The organism is Bifidobacterium porcinum, from assembly GCF_055378475.1.
On sequence record NZ_AP029603.1, the window covers coordinates 37,581 to 61,831 of the forward strand.

Sequence of the window (24,251 nt, forward strand, 5' to 3'; positions counted from 1 at the left end):
CCGATTCGGTGCCGGAGTGTCCGGTTTCCTCAACAATTCCGCCCTTCTCCTGATGACCTGAAGAATCCTCTCGCAATCCCGGCCCTGCTCTCCGCCCGCAAACGCAATAACCGAACATGCCGCCCGCGCGAGCCCGGTGAACTACCGATCCTGAGTAGCTCAAAGTACTCAAAGATAACGCCGCCCGCGCGAGCCCGGTGAACCACTTTCATCTCTCCCACCTCAACTCAATCCATCTCTCCCGACCCATCTCTTCCACCACAACCCCACCTCACCTCAACCCCGTCTCCCCGAACCTCACTCCTCCCACCTCAACCCATCTCTTCCAATCCTCTCTAAACCCAACCCACCTCTCAACCCCGCCTCTCAACCCCGCCTCTCAATCCCCACCTCCTCAAACCCTGCCTCCCCCAATCCCAATCCCTCCCACCTCAACTCAATCCCAACCCACCTCAACCCACCTCTCTCAACCCTCCCCCAAACCCCACATCCCCACCCCACCTCGCCCGTCCTTCCCCCAGATTCCCACAAACGCAATTCCCGCCCTCTTTCTGGGCGGCATCACCATCCGCGCACCATTGAATGAAGAAATTGCAAGTATTGGCGTCTGATTTTGGTCGTGGTGGTGACACAGCGTAGGATGGACGAGGATATAGAAAGGGATCACTATGAGCGTTCTCGACCGTTTTGAAAAGAGCGTGGAAGGCGCCGTCAACGGTGTGTTTTCGAAGTTCGGGTCCAAGGACCTGCAGCCCGTCGACCTGTCAAGCGCTCTCGAGCGTGAGATCGACGCTGAAGCCATGCCGGTCGGCCGCGATCGCACGGTGGCCCCGAATGAGTACCGTTTTAAGCTGAGCACCCCTGATTTCGATCGGATTGAGCAGTGGGGCAGCGAGGCGCTTGCCAATGAGCTTGCGGATAATCTCACCCAGTACGCCAAGAGCCAGAATTACGCTTTTGTCGGTCCGGTTGTGGTGATTTTCGAAGAGGATCTTGACCTGAGCAAAGGCAACTTCAAGCTGAGTTCGGAATCCGTGCAGGGCAACGCAGTACCCGTCACAACCGACAACCAGTCGCAGGACAGCCCGATGCTCGAAATCAACGGCAGCCAGTATCTGCTGACCAAGCCGAAGACGGTAATCGGCCGTGGTTCCGGCTGCGACATCGTCATTGACGACCCGGGCATCTCCCGCAAGCATCTTGAAATCGACATCACCGATAACGGCGTGATCGCACGCGATCTCGGCTCGACGAACGGCACATTCGTCGAAGGGCATCAGATTCCCGCGGCCACGTTGCTTGACGGCAACACCATTACCATCGGCCGTACCCGCATCCTGTATTGGGCTTCGTCGCAGGATCAGGACTGACCCAGCCTGAGAGCGAGTTTCGTTATGCCCACCGAACTTACCTTCGCAATCCTCAAGTACGGGTATCTCATCCTGTTGTGGGTGTTTCTCTGGCTTGTCGTGCGTTCCTTGCGTCGTGATATCGAGACGTTCAGTCCCCACAAATCATTGTCGCGTCGTCGCCGTGATCGTAAAGCGCGCAAGGCGTCAAAGAGTCCCACACCCGCAGCGCCGTCTGCGGGCAGATCATCCGCGCCAACGCCGCGTCAATCCGCTCAGCCGACCTTGCTGGTCGTCATCGACGGCCCGCTCGCCGGAAGTTCCGTTCCTCTGGGGAACGCGCCGATTACCCTCGGCCGTGCGGCGTCCAATACCGTCGTGCTTGATGACGAATTCGTCTCTTCGCATCACGCCCGTGTCTATCTTGATCCCACAGCCGGCTCGTGGGTGATTGAGGATCTTGGCTCCACGAACGGTACGGTGGTCAATCAGCGCCGTATCAGCGCTCCGACGGTGTTGCCCGCTCGTGTCCCTGTCCGTATCGGCGCCACGACGTTCGAGCTGAGGTGATGCCTGATGCCGAATGCAGCCAAGCAGACGTTGTTCCTTTATTCGACCACCGTTTCCGATGTCGGTACGGTTCGCAGCAATAACCAGGATTCCTCCTTCGCCGGGGAACGCCTGATCGCCATGTGCGACGGCATGGGAGGTCATGCCGGCGGCGATACCGCGTCCACCATCGCCATTCGTTCGCTTGCTCATATTGAACAGGATGACAAGCAAAGCAGTGTGGAAGCTGTGGCGCAGATGATGGAAACCTCCGTGATGGCTGCGCATGATGCGATTGTCGGCAAAGCGAAACATGAACGCAAACTCGCCGGCATGGGCACGACGGTGGTCGCGGTCGCTCTGGTCTCCGGGTACTGGGTGCTGACGCATATCGGCGATTCCCGCGCGTATCTGCTTCGTGACGGGAAACTGTCGCGTATGACCACCGATCACAGCTACGTACAGCATCTGATTGACACCGGCCGCATCAGTCCAGCCGAGGCGCGCAATCATCCGCAGCGCAACGTCGTGATGCGTGTGCTCGGCGATTTTGATATCGACCCCCACCCGGATATCGCCATCTGTGAGGCGCATCCCGCCGACCGTTGGCTCTTGTGTTCGGACGGCTTGTGCGGCGTGCTGGAGGATTCGACTATCGAAGAAATGCTCAGCACGGTCTCCGACCAGGAGGAATGCGCACAGCGCTTGGTATCCATGGCATTGAAGGCCGGTAGTACGGATAACGTGACTGCTGTGATTGGCGATGCCACGCTCGCTCTTGACGCCGATGCCTTCGATTTGCCTCATCAGACCCCGTTGGTTGGTGGAGCGGCAAGCGCCAGCCTTGAAACGATCGCCGATATCATGCATAAACCGGTTGCTTCAGCTCCGGTTCTGCGAGCGGGCAAGAACTCACCTGCGCAGCGTGCGGCCGCGCTGATCCAAGGCGCGGTGCACGCAGGAAAAGATAAAGCGGCCAAGGAGGAGGAGAAAGGCCCGAAATCCCGTGTCGCACAGCCTTCGCAGGTGCGTGAGGAAAACGGCGAGATTCCCAATACCGACACCGGTGAAATCCCTGTCGTCAAGAAGCGTGACGGCCGTATATCCGCCGATCCCAACGATCCGGAGGTGGCGAAGGCCATCCAGCGCGAGCAGGCACAGCAGAAGCGGGCGCACCGCAAGCGCGTCCATCTGTCACGTCTTGGCATCATCGTCGGCATCGTTGTGATCATCGCCGCGTTGGTCGGCATGGCTTTCGCCGGCTACCGGTGGAGCCAGACCAAGTATTACGTTGGCGAGCATGACGGCGTAGTGTCGATTTATCAGGGCGTTCCGACGAATGTGTTCGGTGTTGAGCTGTCCCACGCCATCCAGGACACCGACATCAAGGTGTCGTCCCTGCCGCAGTCTTGGCGCGACCAGCTGCATGACGGAATCTCCGTGGACAGTTTGGACGAGGCGCGCAGCCATGTCAAGCTGATTGAGCAGGAGATGAAGAACTTCAAGGAGACCGAACGAGCAAACAACAAGGGGTCTACGGATTCCAGCGATTCCAAGTCGGCGAGTCCCTCGGCTAGTCCGTCGGCCAGCTCTTCCGCGAGTCCCTCGGCAAGCCCGTCCGCCGCATCCAGCCCGGCTGCGCTGCGTGTTCCCCTAGTCCCCATATCAGGCGTGGCCGCATGGTTCGCCGATGCATGGGCGGTGATTGGATGATCGTCACTCGTCTGCGCCAGATGTCGTTGATGCTGTTCGCGATGGCAGTCAGCTTCATCGGCTTCTTCCAGATGTTTGAACGCACCGCCGGGTCGTTCCCAAGCGAATACATGATGCTGCTGGGCGTTGTCGTGGTGCTGTTCATCATCTTGTGGTCGCTGTTGCTCAAATTCCAGCCCTACGCCAGCCAGTCAATTCTGCCGTGCGTGCTGCTGCTGACGGGCATCGGCATCACGCTCATCTCTCGCATCGACCAGCAGAAAGGTACGCATGTCGGCACGAGACAGTTGATTTGGCTGTGCTTGGCGTTGGTGCTGTGCTGCATTCTTGTGATCTGTCTGCGTGATTATCGCGTTCTCAGACGGTTCTCGTATGTGAGCATGGTGGCTGGCATCGTACTGTTGCTGTCCCCGATGATTCCGGGTCTGGGCAAGACGATTGGCGGCGCGCGGATCTGGATCGGCATCGGCTCGTATTCATTGCAACCGGGTGAATTCGCCAAGCTGTTCATTGCGTTCTTCTTCGCCGCGTACCTGTTCGACCACCGTGACCAGCTCGCTGTCGGCGGCAAGAAGGTGCTGGGTCTGCAGTTGCCGCGCATCAAGGATTTGGGTCCGATTATGGTGGTCTGGGCCATGTCAATGGGTGTGTTGGTGATTCAGCGTGATTTGGGTACGTCGCTCATGTTCTTCGCGATGTTCGTGTGCATGCTGTATGTGGCGACCGGCCGGAAGAGCTGGATCGTCATCGGCATTCTCGCGTTTGCTGCGGGTGCGGTCATCGCTAGCCGCATGTTCGCGCATGTGGACAACCGTATCGATGCTTGGCTGCACCCCTTCGACGCGAAGGTGTACAACCGCCAGGGGGGCTCCGAGCAGTTGGTGACCGGCCTGTTCGGCCTTGCATCCGGCGGTTTGATGGGTACCGGGCTCGGGCAGGGGCATCCGAGCCTGACGCCATTGGCGAATTCTGATTTCATCTACTCGTCCGTGGGCGAGGAACTCGGTTTGACCGGTTTGCTGGCCGTGCTCGCCCTGTATCTGGTGATCATCGCCTCCGGTTTGATTACCGCGATGAAAATCAAGGATGGATTCGGCAAGCTGCTCGCCTCGGGACTGGTGTTCACGATGGCCGTGCAGGTGTTCACCGTCGTGGGCGGTATTACATTGGTGATTCCGCTGACCGGTCTGACCATGCCGTTCATGGCTGCCGGCGGTTCTTCGCTGATTGCGAATTACATTCTGATCACCTTGCTGCTGATCATTTCGAATGCTGCGAACAAGCCCGAACCCGAGCTGACTTCTGACACCTTCCAGTATGAGGCTTTGGCCGTGCTGCGCGACCATGAGCTCAAGGAACGCGCAAAATCAGCCGCGCAGGCCGCCAAGGACGATGAAAATCGGCCTCGGCACGGCGCTCACGCAAGCCATGCAAGTCATGCGGCCCACGCCGACGACACAGAAGACGCCGTGCAGGCAACCCAAATCGAGGATGCCCCGGCCATTATGGTCGACGACGCATCGCAGCCGGAAGGGCTGTATGATGCCGAAGAACAAGACAATCGCGATGAACAAGGCGATTGGGCCGATTGGCGTGATTTCGCCGATGATGATGATTCTCCAGCCACGACGACCAGCCATTGGCCGACGCGCGGGGCCCAGACAGAACAGGTAGAAGACGCGCAGAACCAGGCCGCGCAAGACGGGAACGGCGGCACTCCCCCGACTCCCCCGGCGCCGCCGCAATCCACGCCGCGAACGGTGAAAGGAGGAGCCCGATGAACAAGAGTCTCAGGCAGATTTTCACTGTCGTCGTCATATTGTTCGTGATTCTGGGGTGCTCCACCACGATATTCACCGCATTCCGCGCGAACGAACTGAATTCCGATCCGCGTAATCGTCGTGCGCTGTACTACCAGTTCGGTGCCCCGCGAGGGTCGATTCTCGCGTCCGACGGCACTGTCCTCGCGAAGTCCGACCCGTCGAACGACGCGTTCTCCTACCAGCGTTCCTACTCGAGCGGTGAGGAATACGCGCCCGTCACCGGCTTCTTCTCCATCAGCCAGAACGCCGACCGCGGCATCGAAGCGTCGAGGGCCGCGTTGCTTAGCGGTACGTCAAACGCGCTGGCGGTACAGAAATTCAAGGCGCTGCTCACCGGAACCGAGAACAAGGGCGCATCCATCGAGACATCCATCAGCACAAAACTTCAGGATGTCGCCTATCAGGCGCTCTCCAGCCAAGGCTATGACGGCGCGGTCGTCGCCATCGTGCCGAAGACTGGCAGAATCGTCGCGATGGTGAGCACGCCCAGTTACGATCCGAACGTGCTCGCGCAGCATGATACAACGAAAGTCAACAACGCTTACGCCCAGCTGACATCGAACTCAACCAATCCAATGCTCAACCGCGCGACTTCCGAACTGTATCCGCCCGGGTCCACGTTCAAGACGGTCGTCGCGGCGGCGGCGTTGGAAAGCGGCAAATATCAGGCGGACACGCAGATTCCTGCCGGCAGTGCGTATACCTTGCCGAACACGGCAACCCAGCTGACGAACGCCACCCCGGCGGCGAACGGCACCAATGGGCAGTTGACCCTGTCCGACGCCCTCGCCTACTCGTCCAACACCGCATTCGCCCAGCTTGGTGTCGCGCTCGGTGGGGACGCCATCGCCGAGCAGGCGAAGAAATTCGGATTCGGCCAGTCAATCACCGTAGATGGTTCCGCTTCCACCGGCAGTCCGATGAAGGCAGTCGCCTCCACCTTCCCATCGAATCTGCCTTCGGACAAGCTCGCCCTCGCGTCCATCGGCCAGGGTGATACGCTCGAAACCCCGCTGCAGAATGCGATGATCGCGGCGGCCATCGCCAATGGCGGCACCCTGATGCAGCCGACGTTGGTCGACCGTGTGCGTGCCAGCGATTTGTCGACCATCTCGGAAACCGGCCCTACGGTCATGTCCCAAACCATGAGCTCGAACACCGCTTCCGCTCTGACCGGCATGATGGAGGACGTGGTCACCAAGGAAAGCCCGACGCTCGCCATCGACGGCGTCAAAGTGGCCGCGAAAACCGGCACCGCGCAGATTGGCGCAGACAACCAATCGACTGACGCGTGGGTGATGGGCTTCGCTCCCGCAGACAACCCGCAGATTGCGGTCGCTGTTGTGGTACATAATGTCAATACATTCGGTGTTACCGCTGCCGGGCCGATTATGAAGCAGGTGATGGAGGAGGCGTTGAAGCAGTGAAACTGATTGAAGGACAGCTGATTCATCGCCGCTATCGCCTGGACCGCAGACTCGCGCAAGGTGGTATGGGCGAAGTCTGGAAGGGCTACGATATCCAGCTTGGGCGCCCTGTCGCCATCAAGGCGCTGCGCAGTGATGCGGCCAACAGCGAGGCGAAGCTGCGTCGTTTGCGTGCCGAGGCCCATAATTCCGCGAACCTCGCCCACCCCAATATCGCCGCGCTGTTCGAATACTACGAGCATGACGGCATCGGCTTCCTTATCATGGAATACGTGCCGAGCAAATCCTTGGCGGATATCTATCACGAAAAAGGTGCGATGGATCCCACCGAGTTGCTGCCGATCCTGATTCAGGTGGCGCGCGGATTGTTCGTGGCGCATTCGCATGGCGTGATTCACCGCGACGTCAAACCGGCGAACATCATGGTTTCCGATGATGGAGAAGTGAAAATTACGGATTTCGGCGTGTCGTACTCCACAAATCAGGAACAAATCACCCAAGATGGCATGGTGGTCGGTACGGCACAATACATTTCTCCCGAGCAGGCACAGGGTAAGCAGGCGACGGCCCAGTCGGACATTTATTCGCTGGGAGTCGTGGCGTACGAGGGGCTGTGCGGGCATCGCCCGTTTACGGGAGCGACCCCGGTTGATATTGCGGCAGCCCATGTGAATGAGGCTGTTCCTCCGTTGCCTGACACGGTTGATTTGCAGTTGCGGCAATTTGTGATGTCCATGCTGGCCAAGGACCCGCGGGATCGTCCGAAAGACGCTCTCGTGGTGTCGCGCACGCTGTCACGTATTGATCGGCGGCTGATGGACCAGGAAACCAAACTGAGCGATGACACGGCCATCGTGGCGTCCCACGGGCGTCTGCCCCGAAGGGTGAGCAGTACGCCGCATGTCGGCGCAGCGGCCACGGCAGGTATGCCGGACGGGCAGCAGCCGAAACAAGTATTCATTAGCGGGACTGCGGAGCCGCGGACAGTGAGTTCGACATTCCGCCCGCAATGGAAGGAGCAGCAATGAGCAGCAGTGTACCCACTTCGTTGGCGAACGGCCGATATCAGCTCGGTCAGCTCGTTGGCCGGGGCGGCATGGCGGAGGTGCGTGTGGCGCTCGACAAGCGTCTGGGGCGTACTGTCGCCATCAAGATCATGCGCTCCGATCTCGCCAATGACGAGATCTTCCTCACGAGGTTCCGCCGTGAGGCCCATTCGGTTGCGCAGATGAACAACCCGAACATCGTGAACATCTACGATTCGGGCGAGGAGACCATCGTCAACGACAGCGGGCAGACCGAGCGGGTGCCATATCTGGTGATGGAATACGTCAAGGGGCAGACCCTGCGCGACATCATCAAAGCCAACGGCCCGCTCAGCCAGCGTGACGCCGAGCAGGTGATGCTTGGGGTGCTCAACGCGCTCGAATACTCGCACCGCATGGGTATCATCCACCGCGATATCAAGCCCGGCAACATCATGATTTCCGACCAGGGTGTCGTCAAGGTCATGGATTTCGGCATCGCGCGTGCCTTGGACGATTCCGCCGCCACGATGACCCAGTCGCAGGGTGTGGTCGGCACCGCGCAGTATCTCTCCCCCGAGCAGGCGCGTGGTGAGACCGTAGATATGCGCTCCGACCTGTATTCCGCCGGTTGCGTGCTATATGAGATGCTGACCGGCCGTCCGCCGTTCACCGGCGATTCCGCGGTCGCCATCGCCTACCAGCACGTCTCTGAGGCTGCGACGCCCCCGAGCGCGGTGATTCCAGGCCTGCCGAAGATGTGGGACAACATCTGCGCGAAAGCCATGGCGAAGGACCGTCAGAACCGGTATGCGACCGCAACCGAGTTCAAGAACGACATTCTGACCTTCATGAACGGCGGCGTGCCGATTGCGGCGACGTTCAACCAGTTGACCGATTTGGCGAGCCCCGTAGCGCGCGGCGGCGGTGAGACTGCGACCCAGGTGATGCCCCCTCCGCAAGTCACCACGCAGACCAATCCGGTGATGCCGGTGACCACGAATCCTTTCGTGGAGACGGGAGATGGTGAAACGCGTGCGCAGCAGCGTGAGGCGGAACAGCAGCGCAAGAAGAAGCGCATCATCATCGCTGTGGTTTGCGCCATCGTCGCGATCGCCGCAATCTGCGGTATCGTGTTCGCTCTTACACATTCCAAGAAAACGCAGATGGTCACGGTCCCGACCTTCTCCTCCTCCACCACCGAAGCGGGTGCCGAGGCGAAGCTTGAGGCGGCAGGGCTGAAGATCAAGGTGGAAACAGATACGAATTCCACCGAGCCGAAGGGCACGTTCACCAAGCAGTCCCCGGCGGGCGGCAAGAAGGTGGCCGCCGGCTCGACGGTCAAAGTGTGGTTCTCGGCCGGCCCGTCAACGGGAACGGTTCCTGATGTGAGCGGCGAATCGCAGGATGACGCGCGTTCGGCGCTGGAGGCGGCTGGATTCAAGGTGGCCGCGAGCACGCAGACCGAGGACAGCGACACGGTGGCCAAGGACAATGTGACGCGTACTAGCCCGGCTGCCGGGTCCAAGCAGTCGAAGGGTACGACGATTCTGCTGTACATCTCCTCGGGCATGACCAAGGTGCCTGACGGCTTGGTCGGCCAGTCGAAGGATACGGTCCTCAAGACCTTGCAGGAGCGCGGATTCAACACGTCCGTCGAGGAGGAGAACTCCGATACTGTGCCTTCCGGCGCGGTGACGCGACTCGACCCGGTGCCCGGCACCTCGATCGAGCAGGGATCCACGATTAACGTGTACGTGTCCAAGGGCAAGGAACAGGTGACTGTCCCCTCGGTTGTCGGGGCAACGTATGCGTCGGCGAAGTCCACGCTCGAAGGCCTCGGCTTCACGGTGTCCAACTCCACGCAGGGCGCGAAGGACACTGATCTGGTGACCGCGCAGAACCCGACTGCCGGAACGCAGGCGGATAAGGGCGCCTCGATTACGCTGACCACCAAGTCTGCGTCGTCGTCCCCGTCGTCCCCATCTGCGTCTTCGGATCAGAGTCCGACGGGCGGAACAGCAGCTGATAACACTTCGCAACCGTAATGCTGGCTGACTCATCAGCCAACGCGTGATGGCCCGGAACACTGCATCGGTGGTGTTCCGAGCCATCACGTTGTTGTGGGTGTTGCGGCTAACCGTTGTGGGTCTCCTGCTTCTGTGCCCAGCCGGTTATGCTGGCGGCCGGGTACAGTCCGGTGCCGGTGCGGACTGGATCGGGTTTCAGGCGTCGTTGTCCGATTCGGTCCGTGGTTCGGGTGGTTCAAGCGGCTCGCTTGGCAATGATTAATTATCGTGGTGTGTGCGGATTACTGGTATTCCGCGGTTTCGTGGTGGTGTCGTGGTTGGTGGTCCGGTGTCGGTGGGTGTCGGCGTGGACTGGTTCCGATGTCGTGGTGTGATTCACAGTTTGGTCCGTGGATTCGGGCGGTTGCGTGTCCGGTGTGCCGGTTGCTGGTCTTGAGGTGTTGGTGTGTTCCTTGGTATTCTGCGGTTTCGTGGTGGTGTCGTGGTTGGCGGGCATGTTGCGGTCGGGCATGTTGTGGACTGGATTGGGTTTCGAGTAGCGTTTTCTGATTCGGTCCGTGGTCCGGTCGACTTGTACATATGGTCTGGCGTCATCCACCCGTGCATGGTACGGGCAAATCATTGGAATTTCGCGGTTCTGTGGTGTTGCCATGGCAAATCCCTGATGCTGGGCCCTATGGGATGCAGAGACTGATTCCGATTCCGCCTGCCGTTTTCGGATTCAGTGCCGGAGTGCCCGGTCATCCGCCGAAATCCCACTCCCCTGGATTGATACTCGAGCAACCCGCCACTCAACCCGTCCAGATTGAACGACGAAACTGTCCAGAAAAAGTGATGACACCGAACAACTCAAATGAACAGAACACGCTGAGGAACGGTCGTTCCCGCCGCTCTCAACCACTTAATCTGGTCGCACTGGCACCGCGCTCAGCGTAACCGGCATGATCAGCCGCCTCAGCTTAACCAGCGTAACCAGTTTGCGGGAGCATGGCTCTCTCGGCGCGTGCCTGCCTTGACTGCGGCTGATAACTGAACTTCGCCCTTTTCACGAGTCTCCTGCTGAGGAGGAGGTGGGGATTGTGGTGAGCCCGCTGATAACTGCCGTTTCGCCCTTCTGCGCGTGTCTCATATCGCACGTACGCTCGAATCGCACTCGCCTATATGCACCGCGACTACCGCGCCCACCGCGCCGGCAGCGGCCCGCCGCGACCCAATAGGTACACGAAGAAATCAGCGGGTCTTCATGATTTTCGGTTGACGCCCCTGAGCCTTGTCCACGGCGTTCGTCTGTCCGCACACGGCGAGCCAGTTCGCCAGCAGCCGGTAACCGTCCTGCGTCATGACTGATTCGGGATGGAATTGCACGGCATACATCGGCAGTTCGCGGTGTTTGATGCCCTGAATCGTGTGATCGTCGAGCGCACGCGCAGTGACAACCAGCTCGTCCGGCAGCGAATCCGGCTCAATAGCGAGCGAGTGGTAGCGGGTCGCGGTCATCGGGTTTGCGACACCGGCGAAGATTTCATCGTCGATATGCTCGACCTGGCTGGTTTTGCCGTGCATGATGGTCGGTGCATGGTCTACGGTGGCCCCGAAAGTCTCGGCAAGTGCTTGCAATCCGAGGCAGACCCCGAACATCGGCTTCTTGGTGGTCGCGCACAGTCGAATCATGCCTTCGCTCGCCCCGGATTCCGACGGGGTCCCCGGCCCAGGTGAGATGAGCACGCCATCGTATCCGTCGATGACACCCGGCGTCGACGGGTCGATGGCGTCATTGCGCACGACATCCACGGTGGCGCCCAAGGTGCGCAGATACCCCACAATCGTGTAGACGAAGGAATCGTAGTTGTCGATGACCAGGATATGCGCTGAATCCGTCATTGCCTCTCCTTTACCGTTCTGTGTCAACTGTGTCGTGTCGACTGTGTTGTGTCAGAAGGCACGTCATCAGCCGTATCATCAGCCAGCAGCAAGCCGCCAGTATTGCAAGCCATATTACACAGCGACATAGTTCGACATCTGCTGGAGTATCGGGATTGTGGACGCCGCCCACGGGTACACCCATTGGAGCAGGGCGGCGGCCGCGGCGACGGCGAGTAATGCCATCAGCAAGATGCGAATCGGCAGCACGCCCGGCTGAAGCCGAAGAATCGTGCCGTAAATGCTTGCGTCCGGGCGCTGCCGACGTCCCTCGTGGATGGCTTTGAGCACCGGCCAGCGCCACACGATGGCGGCTGCGATGAACAGCACGGCGTAGATGATGAGCGCCCACTGTACAACCGGCGTGAGGGAATCGAGCTTCGAAGCCGCTGATGGTGTCGGCGCGCTGGAGAAGCTGACTGCCCCGGAAGCGTCCGAAGCGAGTTCTGCGGGGACGCCGTCGGAGACTTTCGCCCAGTACACGAATTCGGCGTAGGCAATCCAGCGATGTGTCGGCGTGGAATACCGCGGTGTGCATGTCGTCATGGTGAGCATGCGCTTGGTGGGTGCGCTGCCCGGGTTGTCCGGATTGGCGGCGACCACTTGCGTTTCGGTCGGTAGTACGACAAGATGCCTGGTATACCGGTACACGTACCAGTAATCCTGGGTGCGGATGATGATGGCGTCGCCCGTCTGCAGTTTATCGATGTCTGCCAGCGGCGATCCGTAGCCAGCGCGGTGGCCCGCGAACGCGAAATTGCCGATCGCGCCCGGCATCTGACTGTTGTCGTAATGCCCCATACCATGCTTGTTGAGCTGTTCGAGACTGGTTCCCTGCACAATGTTGCGCACCCATTGGTTGCCGAACCGCGGAATGTAGACTTCCGCGACGAGCTCGCCCTCGTTTGCGCTGGCCGGCTGTACTGGGGGGTCGCCCGCCTGTTCTTTGGCGATTGCCGTGCCAGATCCGTTTGTTGCGGGCTGTGTCCACGTGCTGGTGATCGATTCGCGGGTTTCAGCCTGGGTGTGTTCTGATTGCACGCCGGTCCACCAGAACAGCCATACGATGTACAGCGCGCAAATAACCGCCGCGGTGATGAGGAGTTCGGCGATGATACCGATGATTTGCCAGCCGATGCCGAGGCGCTTGGCAGGCTCGGAATGAGCGGTGCGATTGGATTGTGAGGAAGATTCGGATTGCGCGGCACGCCTGGAGCGTAGAGCCTGCCCGGATTGCGCGGCGTCAGGCACTGATTGTGCGGTGTAATCGGCATCGGCTTGCGCCGGCGCGGCGTTGTGCTGACGCGGCTGTGCGGATTCGTATGACGGTGATGTCGGGTCGCTCATGATTGATTGTCCTAATGGGTGATGGTGGAATTGGGTGTCATGCGGTCAGTCCCCTTGTGTGCTGGCCGAAGATGGGTTTGACGTGGTCGTTCCGGCGGAACCAGAGGCGTCGGTATTACCGGAGTTGCTTGTATTGTTGCCTGTTGCGTTGTTGCCGCTTGTTCCGGCATCGGACGAATCGCCCGATGCGCCTTCGGAACTGCCGGTGCCGGCCCCTTCGGAACCGGAGCTGGAACCGCCGGAATTCTCAGTCCCGGCATTCCCGTTGCCGGTCGCTGTGGCGTATTTCAGCGGCTGCATCACCAGCGGCGTTTCCGGGAATTTTAACGTATCCTTCGTTTCGACATTCCAGCCGAGGCCAAAAGCGCTCACATACTCTTGATACACCTGCACGGCCTGGGAGTCCGCCAGCGCGTCGATCATGTCCTCGGTCGGCCCGATTGCGGAAATCGTGTACGGCGGCGAATACTGCTTGCCCTGCAACATCAGGACATTGCCGACGCAAATCACAGCGGAGTTGAACAACACGCGCTGATCCTGAATCATCATCGCCTCTGCCCCACCGGCCCAGAGCGCGTTGACCACCGCCTCGATATCCTGCTGATGAATCACATAATCGTTGATATTCGAAGCAGAACCCGAGCTGTTCACCATCGTTTTCCACAACGGCGAATCGTCAAGCGTGACGGTGACGCCCGGCCCCTGAACGGCGGGAAGGACGGTGCTTGAGCCGGCGTCCTCGCTGTTGGAGGAGTCGCTGCTGCCCGTGCCAGCGAGTTTGTTCAACGTGTTGATCTGCGAGTTGAGTTTGCTGACTTCACTGCGCAGCTTGTTGGCTTGTTCGACACGCTGTTCAACCATCTGCGCCGTATCGGAGGTGACGGTTGCGGTGCGGTTCACGCGGATGTTGGTGGCGAGCAGGAACCCGGTGAGGGCGACGACGACGAACACGGCAATGCCGCCCAGCATGGAGTGCTTGACCCCATGTTTTCCGGTGTGTCTGCTCATTTCGCCTCCGCCGTGTTCGCTGCTTTCGAGTGTAGCCGCTATGATGACTTTTTAGCCTATTCGAATGGAGACTATGCACATGGCTGACGAAGAGCTGCACGAAACCGACGAGCAGTCGGTCGACAACGTGTCGGACGCCACCGCGTCCAATGATGGAGCGAATGACGACGATTACGGCATCCCGATGGATGAAGTCGAAGCCGTGCTGAATGCCACCGCCGACAAATCATCGATGACTCCGCAGATGCAGCGCATGATGAAGCGTCAGGCTGAGAACACGAAGCGCGTCGAGGAAAGCATCAAGAGCACCAAGTCGAACCCGCGTTGGTTCGTGCCGCTGTTCTGCGCGCTGATGATTATCGGCTTGGTTTGGGCGGTGGTGTACTACCTGACCGGCAAGTATCCGATTCCCGCCATCGGCATGTGGAATCTCGCTGTCGGCGGCGCGCTGATTATGATCGGCTTCCTGATGACCATGGGGTGGCACTGACCGCTGTTGGTTTTTCGGCGGCCACCGCCGTGCGTTACGCGGTGGCCGCCGAGAGACATGTGTGGTCGGCGAACGCCGCAATCCCGCCTCCCGCGCCGGAGTGTGGGTAGACAGGCGGCGCGGTGCGATGGGGCAGTCGGGGGACAACCGCCAACTCAGAGATCATCTACAACAGTTACGGCAGATTATCTACGCTTTCACGCACACGAATGCCGTTTTCTTCCCTGACATGGTCGTCAGAAATACGAAGGTATCTCCCCCATCGGCGATGTGATAACGTTTGCGCACCTGCGCCACGCTCGCGGGATAATTCCGTACCGCGATATTCGCTTGCTTGATGCCTCGCAGCGTGTGCTTGACCGGTCCATATGCGTTGATGGCGAATGCTCGTCCCGGAAACGCATCAACCTGCTTGTCCGACACGAACAAGTGGCTGTTGCTGTCGATTTGCGTGACGCCGAAACGCTGCGCGAGTAGGTCAAAGCAACCGGCTTTCATCAGCGATGCGTTCGGCTCGTAGAGGTATGCAGGCTGGTTCGGGGCCGTCTGCTGGGCGTTGTGTCGCAGCTGTTTGCGTTCCTGGGCCCTTGTGCCGGCTGTGTCTTGGGCGTGGAAGCTGAATACGGTGTCGTCGTCGACGCAGGTGACTAGCGGGAAGGTGTTGGTTTCGCTGTCTTCGGCGTCGTGGCGGGTGATGACGAGCAGCAGCTCCTTGCACTCGTTGTGCACGGAGACGATGTGGATTTCTGATACCGCGGCTGGCGTCGCCGCGTCGTCGAGCGCGCGATTGCAGTCCTGAGCGGCTTGATGCCAATCCAGCATCGGGGAGAGTTTGATGATGATGGTGGGCGCGATGCCGGCCAGTTTCGGCAGTATCGCAAGCATGTCGGGTGTGCAATCCGCGATTGCATAGGTGCGGGAGCCGTGGGCGTCCCGGCGGGCGGGATCCGCCATGATGAGCGTGGCCGGGGACAGTTCGTCTAGGATTGCGGCCGCGTCGGCGTTCACGATCTTGGCGTTGCCGATGCCGAGCGCGTGCATATTGTGTTCTGCGAGCTCACACAGGTGCTGTTGGCGTTCGATGTAGACGGCGCGGTCGAATACGCGGGACATGTATGAGAAGTCGACGCCGAATCCGCCGGTGATGTCGATCAGCGTGGTGGGGTGTGGCGCTCCGGATGAGAGGCGTTGCGCGAGGTCTGCCTTGTATCGCGCGGTGGACTGGGATGAGCATTGTTCCATGGCCAGATGCGGGGGATAGATGATGTCCTCGCATGCCGCCCATTGTGGGAGTTTGGTGCGCGCACGTTGCCAGCCTTCGATGCAGTCGAGCGCGACGGCGAGGTCGGTTCCGTCCTCGGGATGCGCGTGAAGCGCGATATCACGCACCTGCTCTGTGCGGTGGGCGGCGATGAAGCGTCGTGTCTGCTCGTTGATATCCATGCCGCCATCATACGTGGGTGACACGGCGGATGGTTGTTGTGGCGGTGACGGTTGGGTGGGCTGGTTGAGTGGGCTGGTTGGCATTAGTCGGGGAAGGCTGGCGATTATCCACCAAATGTGGATAAGTGGACAACTCGGTGGATAATCTGTGGGCAACACCACATCTAGGGGTCTTAGCGTTGGGGGACCACTAGAGAAATCTATCGACTATCGATAGATTTTGAAATTGTGGATAACTATTTGTGCACATCGTCCACACCTGAAAATCCTTGGAAATGCACAATTTGTGGATATGTATGTGGATAACTTGCACAGTTTTCCACGACTTATACCCCACTTATACCCAAGTTATCCACCGCCTTGTCCACAGATGTGGAAAACTACACCGTTGTAATTCCGTATTGTGACTATTGCGCACTGTTACGTCGCTGCGGTACAAGCCTGAGAATCAGCAATCGACGGAGGTGGGATTCCTTCATTGGCCCAACTGCCCGTATGCAGCACAGCTGTCGCACCGCGGTTTGGTGCCGGTCGCTGAACGCTTCTGGTTGGTGGTATCCCGTGGCGTGCGGCCGCGAAAACGCACTGCGGCGAGATGCGACAGCTGCCACCCGCTGCCAGCCATCACGCCGGCCTGAATCCGTCAGCTGTCCAGCAACCGTTTACGCGACCCTCCCAATCGGCGGCACGCACAAGATCAACGCAACCACAAGCACAACCGTCACAGCCGAGCCATATATCCACATCCGACGACTGGCGGATTGCCCTCGCATCGCAGGCACCCCGTCCACCAGCAGCCCCGTCAGCAGCCCGCCGACCACGAAACCGCCGACATGCGCCTGCCATGCGACATTCGGCATAATCACCGGCAGCGCGAAGTTGATGACCATGCACACCAGCATCGATCGAAGATCGGCGCCACTTTTCATAAAGACCACCAGCAGCGCTGCGAACAGACCGAAAATCGCGCCAGATGCCCCGTATGCCGCCATCAGCCAATTCCCGGTCACCCGGCACCACAGGGTGAGTGCGGTGGCGCCGCCCAATCCGCAGATCAAGTAGAACGCCAGATACCGCCAATGGCCGAACATCCGCTCCAATGCCGGCCCTACTGACCACAGCGCCATCATGTTGAACGCAACATGCAGGATGGATGGGGAATGCAGAAACATCGAGGTCAGCCAAGTCCACGGATGCTCCACTGCCGCGATGGGCATGAACATTCCCTGTCCCAGCATCGCCGTGAACAAGCTGGGGGACGCGTGCTGAAGCAGGACCTCCAGCAGCCACACGATGACGCAGACCACACAAATCGCCGCGGTGACGACAGGTCCTCCGCCACGCCACTGAGCTGTCACGGACCGACGATCGAGGGTAAAGCTGCCAATTCGCATGGTCCCACTGTAACGCCCGCCGGCGCGCTGTCGGCGGGAATACGCCCCTGGCAGGTGGACTCTTGCCGCTCTTCCACTCAATCGTCACAATCGAGGCCGTACTATGGTAGCTAGAGTTGACTTGGATGGGCAGGTCACCTGGTACCTGAAAGGAGCCGTCATGGAGCAGAAGTCTTCTAACGGTTGGAAGTTCCTTGCGCTGCTTTTCGGAGCGCTGCTCGCCGCTGTTGCGGGTATGTACATCTACAAGCAGCAGAACCCGGATTACGATCCGTGGGAGGAGCCGTGGGAGAACAGCTCCTCGCCGGTTGATTTGGGCCTGAACAAGGATGACGACGAGGCTGAAGGCGAGGCGGATGACGCCGCCGAGCCTGAGCAGGCCTGATCGGCTGCCGCTCATTCATTCGGGGCATCCGTCTGGCGCATTCGTCGCCTTCTATATTTTGGCGGATTGACGTATCCAACCTCAGCGTCACCGTCATCCATCAAGGATTCCGCATGCTTTGAGCGTGCCGCACTGTACAGGGACGTCCCGTTCGGGGCGCCCCTGTTTGCGTTATTGAGGACTGTTTCGGTGGACTTTCCTGGGGGACTTTCCTTCCGACTTGCTTCCGATGGCTTCAGAAAGAGGACGTATCGGAAAAATCGTGGTGCTAATGATGTGACTGAGCCATTGCGGGAGTAGTCGTATCGTGGGGTGATTAATCGTTTGCTTAGTAATCTCTGCCTCTCAGAATGACGTGTTGTCTGTCGTCGTTGCATATATCGATGAGGGCAAAATCAAGAAAAGCGCTCCGGTAACGGCGCTCTTCGCGGTCGCACGATGGCGGTCACATGATGGGCGTGTCGCTTCTGCAAACGATTGCTTTCATCTTGTCGTCCTGCGCGTGAACCGCGCGAGCATGGGCTTCATGCATTGATTAATTCAGTAAAGACAAAGACGGCTCGGCTCCCCGATGCGGGGCGATTGCACGTGGTTGAGGGGGTGATGTTAATATCAACCTCTGAGAACGTATGCAGAAAGGGGCGCACCGCGCTTGTCAGGCCGTGCCAATGCCGAGACTTTCAGGCATAATGGTTCTTGGAATAGGTTCCGTCAAAGGGAGTCAGATAATGACCGAAATCACTGCACCGAAGTCTTCGCTTACTTCCGGTGAGTTCACCGACGAGATTCGCGAGCAGCTCAAGTACACCCAGGGCGTGACGCCGGAGCAGGCGACCGCCGCTGATGTGTATGTGGCCACCGCTGCTGCCGTGCGCCGCCACCTCGTGGATTCCTGGATGAAGACCCAGCACGACATGGTCAACGGCGACACCAAGGCCGTTGGGTACCTGAGCGCTGAGTTCCTCATGGGCAAGCAGCTGGAGAACGCGCTGCTGAACGCCGGCCTGACCGAGCAGTTCGAAGGCGCCATGAAGGAGCTGGGCTTCGACACCAAGGACGTCATCGACGCCGAGTACGAGCCGGGCCTGGGCAACGGCGGTCTTGGCCGTCTCGCCGCCTGCTACATCGATTCTCTCGCCTCCATCGGCGTGCCGGCCTTCGGCTACGGCATCCGCTACCAGTACGGCATCTTCAAGCAGGAGTTCGACGAGAACGGCAAGCAGATTGAGACCCCTGACTACTGGCTCGTCAACGAGGAGCCGTGGGGCCACGTCGATTACAACCGCGACCAGCGCGTGAACTTCGGCGGCGAAGTCGTCGAGGAGAACGGCAAGCGCGTGTGGAAGCCGGCGTGGGCTGTCCGCGCCGTCCCGTGCGACTACATGGTTCCGGGTTACAAGTCCGGCCGTGTGAACACGCTGCGCCTGTGGACCGCGAAGTCCTACGACGAGTTCGACCTGCTCACCTTCAACAAGAGCGATTACCTCGACGCCGTGATCCCGAAGGTCGAGGCTGAGAACATCTCCAAGATCCTCTACCCGGAGGATTCCACCCCGCAGGGCAAGAAGCTGCGCCTCGAGCAGCAGTACTTCTTCGTCTCCGCGTCCATCCACGACGCGATTCGCGTGTTCTACCCGGGCGAGAAGAACCCTGACCTGACCACGCTGCCGAACAAGATCGTGTTCCAGCTCAACGACACCCACCCGGTGATCGGCATCCCGGAGCTCATGCGCGTCCTGATCGACGAGTACGGCTACGACTGGGATACCGCTTGGTCCATCACCAACAAGACCTTCAACTACACCTGCCACACCCTGCTTCCGGAAGCTCTGGAAGTGTGGCCGGCCTCCCTGATCGGTGAGCTGCTGCCGCGTCACCTTGAGATCATCAAGAAGATCAACGAGCAGTTCATGGCCGAGCTGAAGGCCAAGGGCGTTGCCGACGACCAAATCGAGCGCATGCGCATCTACACCGACGGCAAGGATGCTTCCGTCCGCATGGCGTACCTCGCCACCTACGGCGGCTCCTACGTCAACGGTGTGGCCGAGCTGCACTCCGAGCTGCTCAAGGACGTCACCCTCAAGGACTTCTCCTCCGTGTACCCGGACAAGTTCACCAACGTCACCAACGGCGTCACTCCTCGCCGCTTCATCAAGCTCGCCAACCCGCGCATGTCCGACCTCATCACCGAGGGCCTGGGCACCGATGCGTGGCTGTCCGACCTCGAGCAGCTCAAGGGCCTCATCCCGCTGGCTGACGATCCGGAGTTCGTCAAGAAGTTCGCCGCCGTCAAGCAGGCCAACAAGAACGACTTCGCTGCGTTCGCCAAGCGCAAGTACGGCTTCGACATCGACCCGAACACCATGTTCAACACGATGATCAAGCGTCTGCACGAGTACAAGCGCCAGGCCCTGAAGATCCTCGCGGTCATCGCCACCTACGCCGACATCAAGTCCGGCAAGGTCGATCCGGATACCCTGGTTCCGCGCACCGTGTTCTTCGGTGCGAAGGCTGCCCCGGGTTACTACCTGGCCAAGCAGACCATCCAGCTGATCAACAATGTGGCCCGCGTCATCAACAACGACTCGGCCACCAAGGGCAAGCTGCACGTCTACTTCCCGTGGAACTACAACATCGAGCTGGCCCAGAACCTCATCCCGGCCACCGACCTCGACGAGCAGATCTCGCAGGCCGGCAAGGAAGCTTCCGGCACCGGCAACATGAAGTTCGCCCTCAACGGCGCCCTGACCGTCGGCACGCTCGACGGTGCGAACGTCGAGATCCGTGAGCGCGTCGGCGCTGAGAACTTCTTCCTCTTCGGCATGACCGAGCCGGAAGTCTCCGCCCTGTACGCCAAGGGCTACGACACCAAGGGCCTGTCCCGCGAGTACTACGAGAAGGATCCGCAGCTCAAGCAGGCCATCGACATGGTCGCGGACGGCACCTTCTCCGACGGCGACAAGGACACCTATAAGGACCTCGTCAACGACTGGCTGAACAAGGATTACTTCATGACGCTCGCGGACTTCCGCGCGTACATGGACATCCAGGCCGAGATCGAGGAGACCTACCGCGACCCGATGAAGTGGGCTCGTATGGCTGTGCTCAACGTGGCCAACTCCGGCTACTTCAGCTCCGATCGCTCCATCGAGGACTACCTCGAGCGTATCTGGCATACCGGCGCCCTCAAGTAAGCGCCAATGCCGGCCGGTATGGGCGTGAACGCCTGAACCGGTAGGCCAGTTAGCGCCGGTCTACACCGGTCGACCAAAGAGGCGGAAGCTTTGCACTGCATGTGTGATGTGTGGTGCAGGCTTCCGCCTCTTGCGTTTTGGTGAGCATGCGTGTCCGGTGGCGGGGCGTGGGGGAGTCTGGATTGCTGTTCCGGTTTCCGCGCCGTCCTGTATGCCGGGGCATACGCAGTCGGCCTGATCTCACCGGAATGCGGCCGTGCAGTACCGTGTTCTGCGGTCTACGCATGTTGGGGCATACGTAATGCCGACATTGTGGCCCTAGGTAGAGCGGAATGCCTTCCATCCGTCGCATGACGTATGTCTGGACATACACAAACCGGCATGGTGGTTCCCGGGTGGTGTGGGACGCTTCCCATCCGTAGCGCGACGTATGCCCGAACATACGCGGTGCAGCACATTCGAACCGCCCATACGCCATGCATCACGCCATGTTGCGGGCCTGCCGTGGCACAATGGGGGGTATGCCGGTAATCAGGGAACAGGATATTGATAAGGGCCGCGACGGGCTGCAACAGTGGCGTGACAAGGCGCGGGAGCTCGCCGCGCAGGATGACAGTGAGGCGGGGCGTCTGACCGTGTCCCCGAACAATCTGCCACGTCCGGTGTGGGCGTGGGCCGTGCGGTACTCACTGTATCTGTTGGAGCGCAAGGCGCCGGGGGAGGGCGTCGAAGTGCGCGTGGCACCGTGGGGCGCCATCAAGATCCTGGACGGACCGGCGTCTGACCCGCATAATCTCACGCCGCCTGATGTGATTGAACTCAAGCCGGACGTGTGGCTGCGTCTGGCATGCGGCATTACTACGTGGGCCGAGGAGAAGCAGGCCGGCCGCATCAGCGCAGTCGGCGAACGTGACGATCTGAGCGGCCTACTACCGCTCGTCTGAGCGTGCGTGCGTGAGAATTGCGCGCGAAGTACGGTGCTATTGTGTGATACTCGCGATCGGTTCGCAATACGCTCACGCCAAGACCTTCCTCTGCTCACCATACACAAACTGGCTATGCTAAGGGCCTTCTTAGCGTAGCCAGTTTGTGGGGGGCAGCGAGAGCTACCTGACCCCGGGTCAGTACTTCATACCCATGGCCTCGCGGACCTCGTCCAGGGTCTGTTCGGCAATTTCGTTGGCGCGCTTGTTGCCGTCATGCAGAATGTCGCGGATCGAATCCATGTCCTTGGCAAGTTCAGCGCGACGCTCGCGATGCGGGGCTAGGAACTCGTTGACCGACTTGGTGACATACGCCTTCAGGGCGCCGGCGCCGGCGTCGCCGATCTCCTCGGCGATATCCTTCGGGTCGCGGCCGGTCACCAGGCCGGCGGTGGTCAGCAGCGCGGACACCTCCGGGCGGTTCACCGGGTCATACGTCACCTTGCGTTCGGAATCGGTGCGGCTCTTCTTGATGAGCTTCGCGGTCTCTTCGGCGGTGGCGCCCAGCATAATCGAATTGCCGTAGGACTTGCTCATCTTGCGGCCGTCAAGACCTGGGATTTCCGGGGCTTCGGACAGAATCGCGCTCGGCTCGGGGAACACCGGGTGCTTCTTCGCATACCGCTCGTTGAACCGGCGGGCGATGGTGCGCGTGATCTCCACATGCGGCAGATTATCCTTGCCGATCGGCACCACGTTGGCCTTGCAGAACAGGATGTCGCACGCCTGATGTACCGGGTAGGTGAGTAGCAGGCCGGTCAGCGCGTGGCCGGAAGCCTCCATTTCGGACTTCACAGTCGGGTTGCGGTGCAACTCCGCCTCGGTGACCAGCGACAGGAACGGCAGCATGAGCTGGTTCTCTGCCGGAACCGCGGAGTGCGTGTAAATCATGGTCTTGTTCGGGTCGATGCCGGCGGCCACATAGTCAAGCACCAGGTTGAGCACGTTGTCTTGGATGTGCTCGGTGGTGTCGCGGTCGGTGATCACCTGATAATCAGCGATGATGATATTCGTGTTCACGCCCATGTTCTGCATGGCGACACGCTCGCGAATCGAGCCGAAGTAATGGCCAAGGTGCAGTCGTCCGGTCGGCCGGTCGCCGGTCAGCATGGTGAACTTGCCCGGATTCTCTTTGAGCGCAGCCTGCGTCTCGTCCGAACGCTTCTTCGCGGCGAGGAAACTCGCGCTCATCTCGTTGCCTACAGCAGTCACTTGCTCATCTGCCATGACCATTCCTTTGCCTTGAAAGCCCAAGTAAAACTTGCTTTTATCGTAAAAGTCTCAGCAGACAACCACCACGTGCATAATAAGTGGTACTCTCTTATATGATGATTCAACAACTATAAGTATTGCAGGGGGTCAGATGGGCCGCGGACGTCAGAAGGCAAAACAGCAGAAAATAGCCCGTAAGCTCAAGTACCTGACTACCGATACCGACTACGATGAGCTCGCCAAGGAGCTCAATTCCCAGGAGCCGGGTACCGGTTCGTTCGATCCGTTCGCCGACGTCGAAGAGCAGTATGCGCATGAGTCGGGCGAGGGCACAAAGAGCGAGTCATCACCAGTTGATGACGATCTAGACGAATACGCCAAGTGGGCGGCGGAAGCGGCGGCGAAGGCCGCGAGCGACGAGCCACCGGCACAGCATACGCCGGTCAAGCCGCATAAGCCGATTCACATGCCGCTGCCGAGTGTTATGAAGCCGAAGCCGCATCCGAGCGACGAGTCGGCGAAGTAGCTGTAACCGCATCGGCAGCTGGCAGCGGCCGCTGGTGGTTCTGGCGGTTGCTTGCGATTGTGCCGGTGTTGTGAGCCGAGCCAGAAGGCTGGCGGCGATACACCAGCTCAGCACTACGCGATCTGACCGCGTCCGGTTGATATGCCGGGCGCGGTCAATTGTGTTGTGGGCGGGACTTTGTGCCGGAACCGCCCGCCAGCGGATGAACTCCCGGATTTGCGTGGGAGATCATCGCGGATACGGCGTTTCGTGAATAAACTCCCGCTGAAGGCTCCGGGGCCGATTTTTCTGAATCGCGGAATTCCAACGTTTTGATTGGGAGGTTATCGTCCGTGTCGAGGAATCGCGCCAAACTCCCGGGTTTTGCGTGGGAGTTTATCCGCGAATCATGGAATCTCGCATAAATTCCCGTGAAATCCGGGAAGTTACTCGC

Annotated in this window: 17 protein-coding genes and 1 pseudogene; 12 read left to right on the forward strand and 6 right to left on the reverse strand. The window is 59.8% G+C overall.

Going from position 1 to position 24,251, the window contains the following annotated elements; genetic code table 11:
* Nucleotides 1-668 precede the first annotated feature (668 nt).
* The 7 genes from ACZ41G_RS00140 to pknB are packed head-to-tail and all read left to right on the forward strand — an operon-like array spanning nucleotide 669 to nucleotide 9,934.
* The gene (locus ACZ41G_RS00140) at nucleotides 669-1,370 is read left to right on the forward strand and encodes an FhaA domain-containing protein (protein ID WP_015449566.1); all 702 of its coding nucleotides are present in this window, start codon (nucleotides 669-671) and stop codon (nucleotides 1,368-1,370) included.
* A 24-nt stretch (nucleotides 1,371-1,394) separates the two neighbouring features.
* Nucleotides 1,395-1,919 (forward strand): FHA domain-containing protein FhaB/FipA, encoded by a 525-nt coding sequence (locus ACZ41G_RS00145; RefSeq protein WP_029576234.1) that lies wholly within the window; start codon nucleotides 1,395-1,397, stop codon nucleotides 1,917-1,919.
* A 6-nt stretch (nucleotides 1,920-1,925) separates the two neighbouring features.
* On the forward strand, nucleotides 1,926-3,611 hold the full coding sequence (locus ACZ41G_RS00150; RefSeq protein WP_464145278.1) for a BofC C-terminal domain-containing protein: 1,686 nt from the start codon (nucleotides 1,926-1,928) through the stop codon (nucleotides 3,609-3,611).
* On the forward strand, nucleotides 3,608-5,392 hold the full coding sequence (locus ACZ41G_RS00155) for an FtsW/RodA/SpoVE family cell cycle protein (protein ID WP_464146279.1): 1,785 nt from the start codon (nucleotides 3,608-3,610) through the stop codon (nucleotides 5,390-5,392). The genes ACZ41G_RS00150 and ACZ41G_RS00155 overlap by 4 nt, the downstream gene beginning before the upstream one ends.
* The gene (locus tag ACZ41G_RS00160; protein WP_412171262.1) at nucleotides 5,389-6,861 is read left to right on the forward strand and encodes a peptidoglycan D,D-transpeptidase FtsI family protein; all 1,473 of its coding nucleotides are present in this window, start codon (nucleotides 5,389-5,391) and stop codon (nucleotides 6,859-6,861) included. The genes ACZ41G_RS00155 and ACZ41G_RS00160 overlap by 4 nt, the downstream gene beginning before the upstream one ends.
* Nucleotides 6,858-7,889 (forward strand): serine/threonine-protein kinase, encoded by a 1,032-nt coding sequence (locus tag ACZ41G_RS00165; protein ID WP_033506982.1) that lies wholly within the window; start codon nucleotides 6,858-6,860, stop codon nucleotides 7,887-7,889. Before ACZ41G_RS00160 ends, ACZ41G_RS00165 begins: the two co-directional genes overlap by 4 nt.
* Entirely contained in the window at nucleotides 7,886-9,934 is a 2,049-nt protein-coding gene (gene pknB / locus ACZ41G_RS00170) for a Stk1 family PASTA domain-containing Ser/Thr kinase (RefSeq protein ID WP_464145280.1), read from the forward strand. Before ACZ41G_RS00165 ends, pknB begins: the two co-directional genes overlap by 4 nt.
* 1,212 nt (nucleotides 9,935-11,146) lie before the next feature.
* Here pknB and ACZ41G_RS00175 read toward each other — a convergent pair.
* From ACZ41G_RS00175 to ACZ41G_RS00185, 3 genes and pseudogenes are all read right to left on the reverse strand, one after another.
* Nucleotides 11,147-11,797 carry an anthranilate synthase component II gene (locus ACZ41G_RS00175; RefSeq protein WP_412171265.1) on the reverse strand — a complete coding sequence of 217 codons (651 nt, stop codon included), beginning with the start codon at nucleotides 11,795-11,797 and terminating at the stop codon, nucleotides 11,147-11,149.
* A 114-nt stretch (nucleotides 11,798-11,911) separates the two neighbouring features.
* Nucleotides 11,912-13,183, reverse strand: a complete 1,272-nt coding sequence (locus ACZ41G_RS00180) for a class E sortase (protein ID WP_464145282.1) — start codon at nucleotides 13,181-13,183, stop codon at nucleotides 11,912-11,914.
* A 276-nt stretch (nucleotides 13,184-13,459) separates the two neighbouring features.
* A pseudogene (locus ACZ41G_RS00185) lies at nucleotides 13,460-14,191 on the reverse strand (DUF881 domain-containing protein); the annotation flags it as partial.
* A gap of 64 nt (nucleotides 14,192-14,255) precedes the next feature.
* Here ACZ41G_RS00185 and crgA point away from each other — a divergent pair.
* Complete coding sequence (crgA, locus tag ACZ41G_RS00190) at nucleotides 14,256-14,681, forward strand: cell division protein CrgA (RefSeq protein WP_081966567.1); 426 nt, start codon at nucleotides 14,256-14,258, stop codon at nucleotides 14,679-14,681.
* A gap of 189 nt (nucleotides 14,682-14,870) precedes the next feature.
* Here crgA and ACZ41G_RS00195 read toward each other — a convergent pair whose 3' ends face one another.
* Together ACZ41G_RS00195 and ACZ41G_RS00200 are read right to left on the reverse strand one after the other, a co-directional pair.
* On the reverse strand, nucleotides 14,871-16,124 hold the full coding sequence (locus tag ACZ41G_RS00195) for a THUMP-like domain-containing protein (RefSeq protein ID WP_464145284.1): 1,254 nt from the start codon (nucleotides 16,122-16,124) through the stop codon (nucleotides 14,871-14,873).
* Between the two features lie 662 nt (nucleotides 16,125-16,786).
* Nucleotides 16,787-17,518 (reverse strand): rhomboid family intramembrane serine protease, encoded by a 732-nt coding sequence (locus ACZ41G_RS00200; protein WP_464145286.1) that lies wholly within the window; start codon nucleotides 17,516-17,518, stop codon nucleotides 16,787-16,789.
* 160 nt (nucleotides 17,519-17,678) lie between these two features.
* Between ACZ41G_RS00200 and ACZ41G_RS00205 the strand changes: the two genes are divergently transcribed.
* The 3 genes from ACZ41G_RS00205 to ACZ41G_RS00215 all read left to right on the forward strand — a co-directional run bounded on the left by ACZ41G_RS00205 (nucleotide 17,679) and on the right by ACZ41G_RS00215 (nucleotide 22,041).
* A complete protein-coding gene (locus tag ACZ41G_RS00205; RefSeq protein WP_033506996.1) occupies nucleotides 17,679-17,903 on the forward strand; it encodes a hypothetical protein in 225 nt (74 codons plus the stop codon).
* A gap of 728 nt (nucleotides 17,904-18,631) precedes the next feature.
* Nucleotides 18,632-21,097 carry a glycogen/starch/alpha-glucan phosphorylase gene (locus ACZ41G_RS00210; RefSeq protein ID WP_464145288.1) on the forward strand — a complete coding sequence of 822 codons (2,466 nt, stop codon included), beginning with the start codon at nucleotides 18,632-18,634 and terminating at the stop codon, nucleotides 21,095-21,097.
* A gap of 521 nt (nucleotides 21,098-21,618) precedes the next feature.
* Complete coding sequence (locus tag ACZ41G_RS00215) at nucleotides 21,619-22,041, forward strand: sterol carrier family protein (protein ID WP_033506998.1); 423 nt, start codon at nucleotides 21,619-21,621, stop codon at nucleotides 22,039-22,041.
* A 177-nt stretch (nucleotides 22,042-22,218) separates the two neighbouring features.
* On the opposite strand, the gene trpS is transcribed toward ACZ41G_RS00215, so the two are convergent.
* Nucleotides 22,219-23,307 (reverse strand): tryptophan--tRNA ligase, encoded by a 1,089-nt coding sequence (gene trpS / locus ACZ41G_RS00220; RefSeq protein WP_044092729.1) that lies wholly within the window; start codon nucleotides 23,305-23,307, stop codon nucleotides 22,219-22,221.
* A 136-nt stretch (nucleotides 23,308-23,443) separates the two neighbouring features.
* On the opposite strand from trpS, the gene ACZ41G_RS00225 reads away from it, so the two are divergent.
* Complete coding sequence (locus tag ACZ41G_RS00225) at nucleotides 23,444-23,818, forward strand: DUF3073 domain-containing protein (protein WP_464145291.1); 375 nt, start codon at nucleotides 23,444-23,446, stop codon at nucleotides 23,816-23,818.
* Nucleotides 23,819-24,251: the final 433 nt, after the last annotated feature.

Excerpts from the sequence above, each read along its gene's own strand:
- ACZ41G_RS00175 (WP_412171265.1), bottom strand. The coding sequence starts at position 11,797 with ATGACGGATTCAGCGCATATCCTGGTCATCGACAACTACGATTCCTTC.
- ACZ41G_RS00205 (WP_033506996.1), top strand. The coding sequence starts at position 17,679 with ATGGAGCAGAAGTCTTCTAACGGTTGGAAGTTCCTTGCGCTGCTTTTC.
- ACZ41G_RS00200 (WP_464145286.1), bottom strand. The coding sequence starts at position 17,518 with ATGCGAATTGGCAGCTTTACCCTCGATCGTCGGTCCGTGACAGCTCAG.
- ACZ41G_RS00180 (WP_464145282.1), bottom strand. The coding sequence starts at position 13,183 with ATGAGCGACCCGACATCACCGTCATACGAATCCGCACAGCCGCGTCAG.
- ACZ41G_RS00150 (WP_464145278.1), top strand. The coding sequence starts at position 1,926 with ATGCCGAATGCAGCCAAGCAGACGTTGTTCCTTTATTCGACCACCGTT.
- ACZ41G_RS00145 (WP_029576234.1), top strand. The coding sequence starts at position 1,395 with ATGCCCACCGAACTTACCTTCGCAATCCTCAAGTACGGGTATCTCATC.
- ACZ41G_RS00140 (WP_015449566.1), top strand. The coding sequence starts at position 669 with ATGAGCGTTCTCGACCGTTTTGAAAAGAGCGTGGAAGGCGCCGTCAAC.
- pknB (WP_464145280.1), top strand. The coding sequence starts at position 7,886 with ATGAGCAGCAGTGTACCCACTTCGTTGGCGAACGGCCGATATCAGCTC.
- trpS (WP_044092729.1), bottom strand. The coding sequence starts at position 23,307 with ATGGCAGATGAGCAAGTGACTGCTGTAGGCAACGAGATGAGCGCGAGT.
- crgA (WP_081966567.1), top strand. The coding sequence starts at position 14,256 with ATGGAGACTATGCACATGGCTGACGAAGAGCTGCACGAAACCGACGAG.
- ACZ41G_RS00215 (WP_033506998.1), top strand. The coding sequence starts at position 21,619 with ATGCCGGTAATCAGGGAACAGGATATTGATAAGGGCCGCGACGGGCTG.
- ACZ41G_RS00160 (WP_412171262.1), top strand. The coding sequence starts at position 5,389 with ATGAACAAGAGTCTCAGGCAGATTTTCACTGTCGTCGTCATATTGTTC.
- ACZ41G_RS00195 (WP_464145284.1), bottom strand. The coding sequence starts at position 16,124 with ATGGATATCAACGAGCAGACACGACGCTTCATCGCCGCCCACCGCACA.
- ACZ41G_RS00155 (WP_464146279.1), top strand. The coding sequence starts at position 3,608 with ATGATCGTCACTCGTCTGCGCCAGATGTCGTTGATGCTGTTCGCGATG.
- ACZ41G_RS00210 (WP_464145288.1), top strand. The coding sequence starts at position 18,632 with ATGACCGAAATCACTGCACCGAAGTCTTCGCTTACTTCCGGTGAGTTC.
- ACZ41G_RS00225 (WP_464145291.1), top strand. The coding sequence starts at position 23,444 with ATGGGCCGCGGACGTCAGAAGGCAAAACAGCAGAAAATAGCCCGTAAG.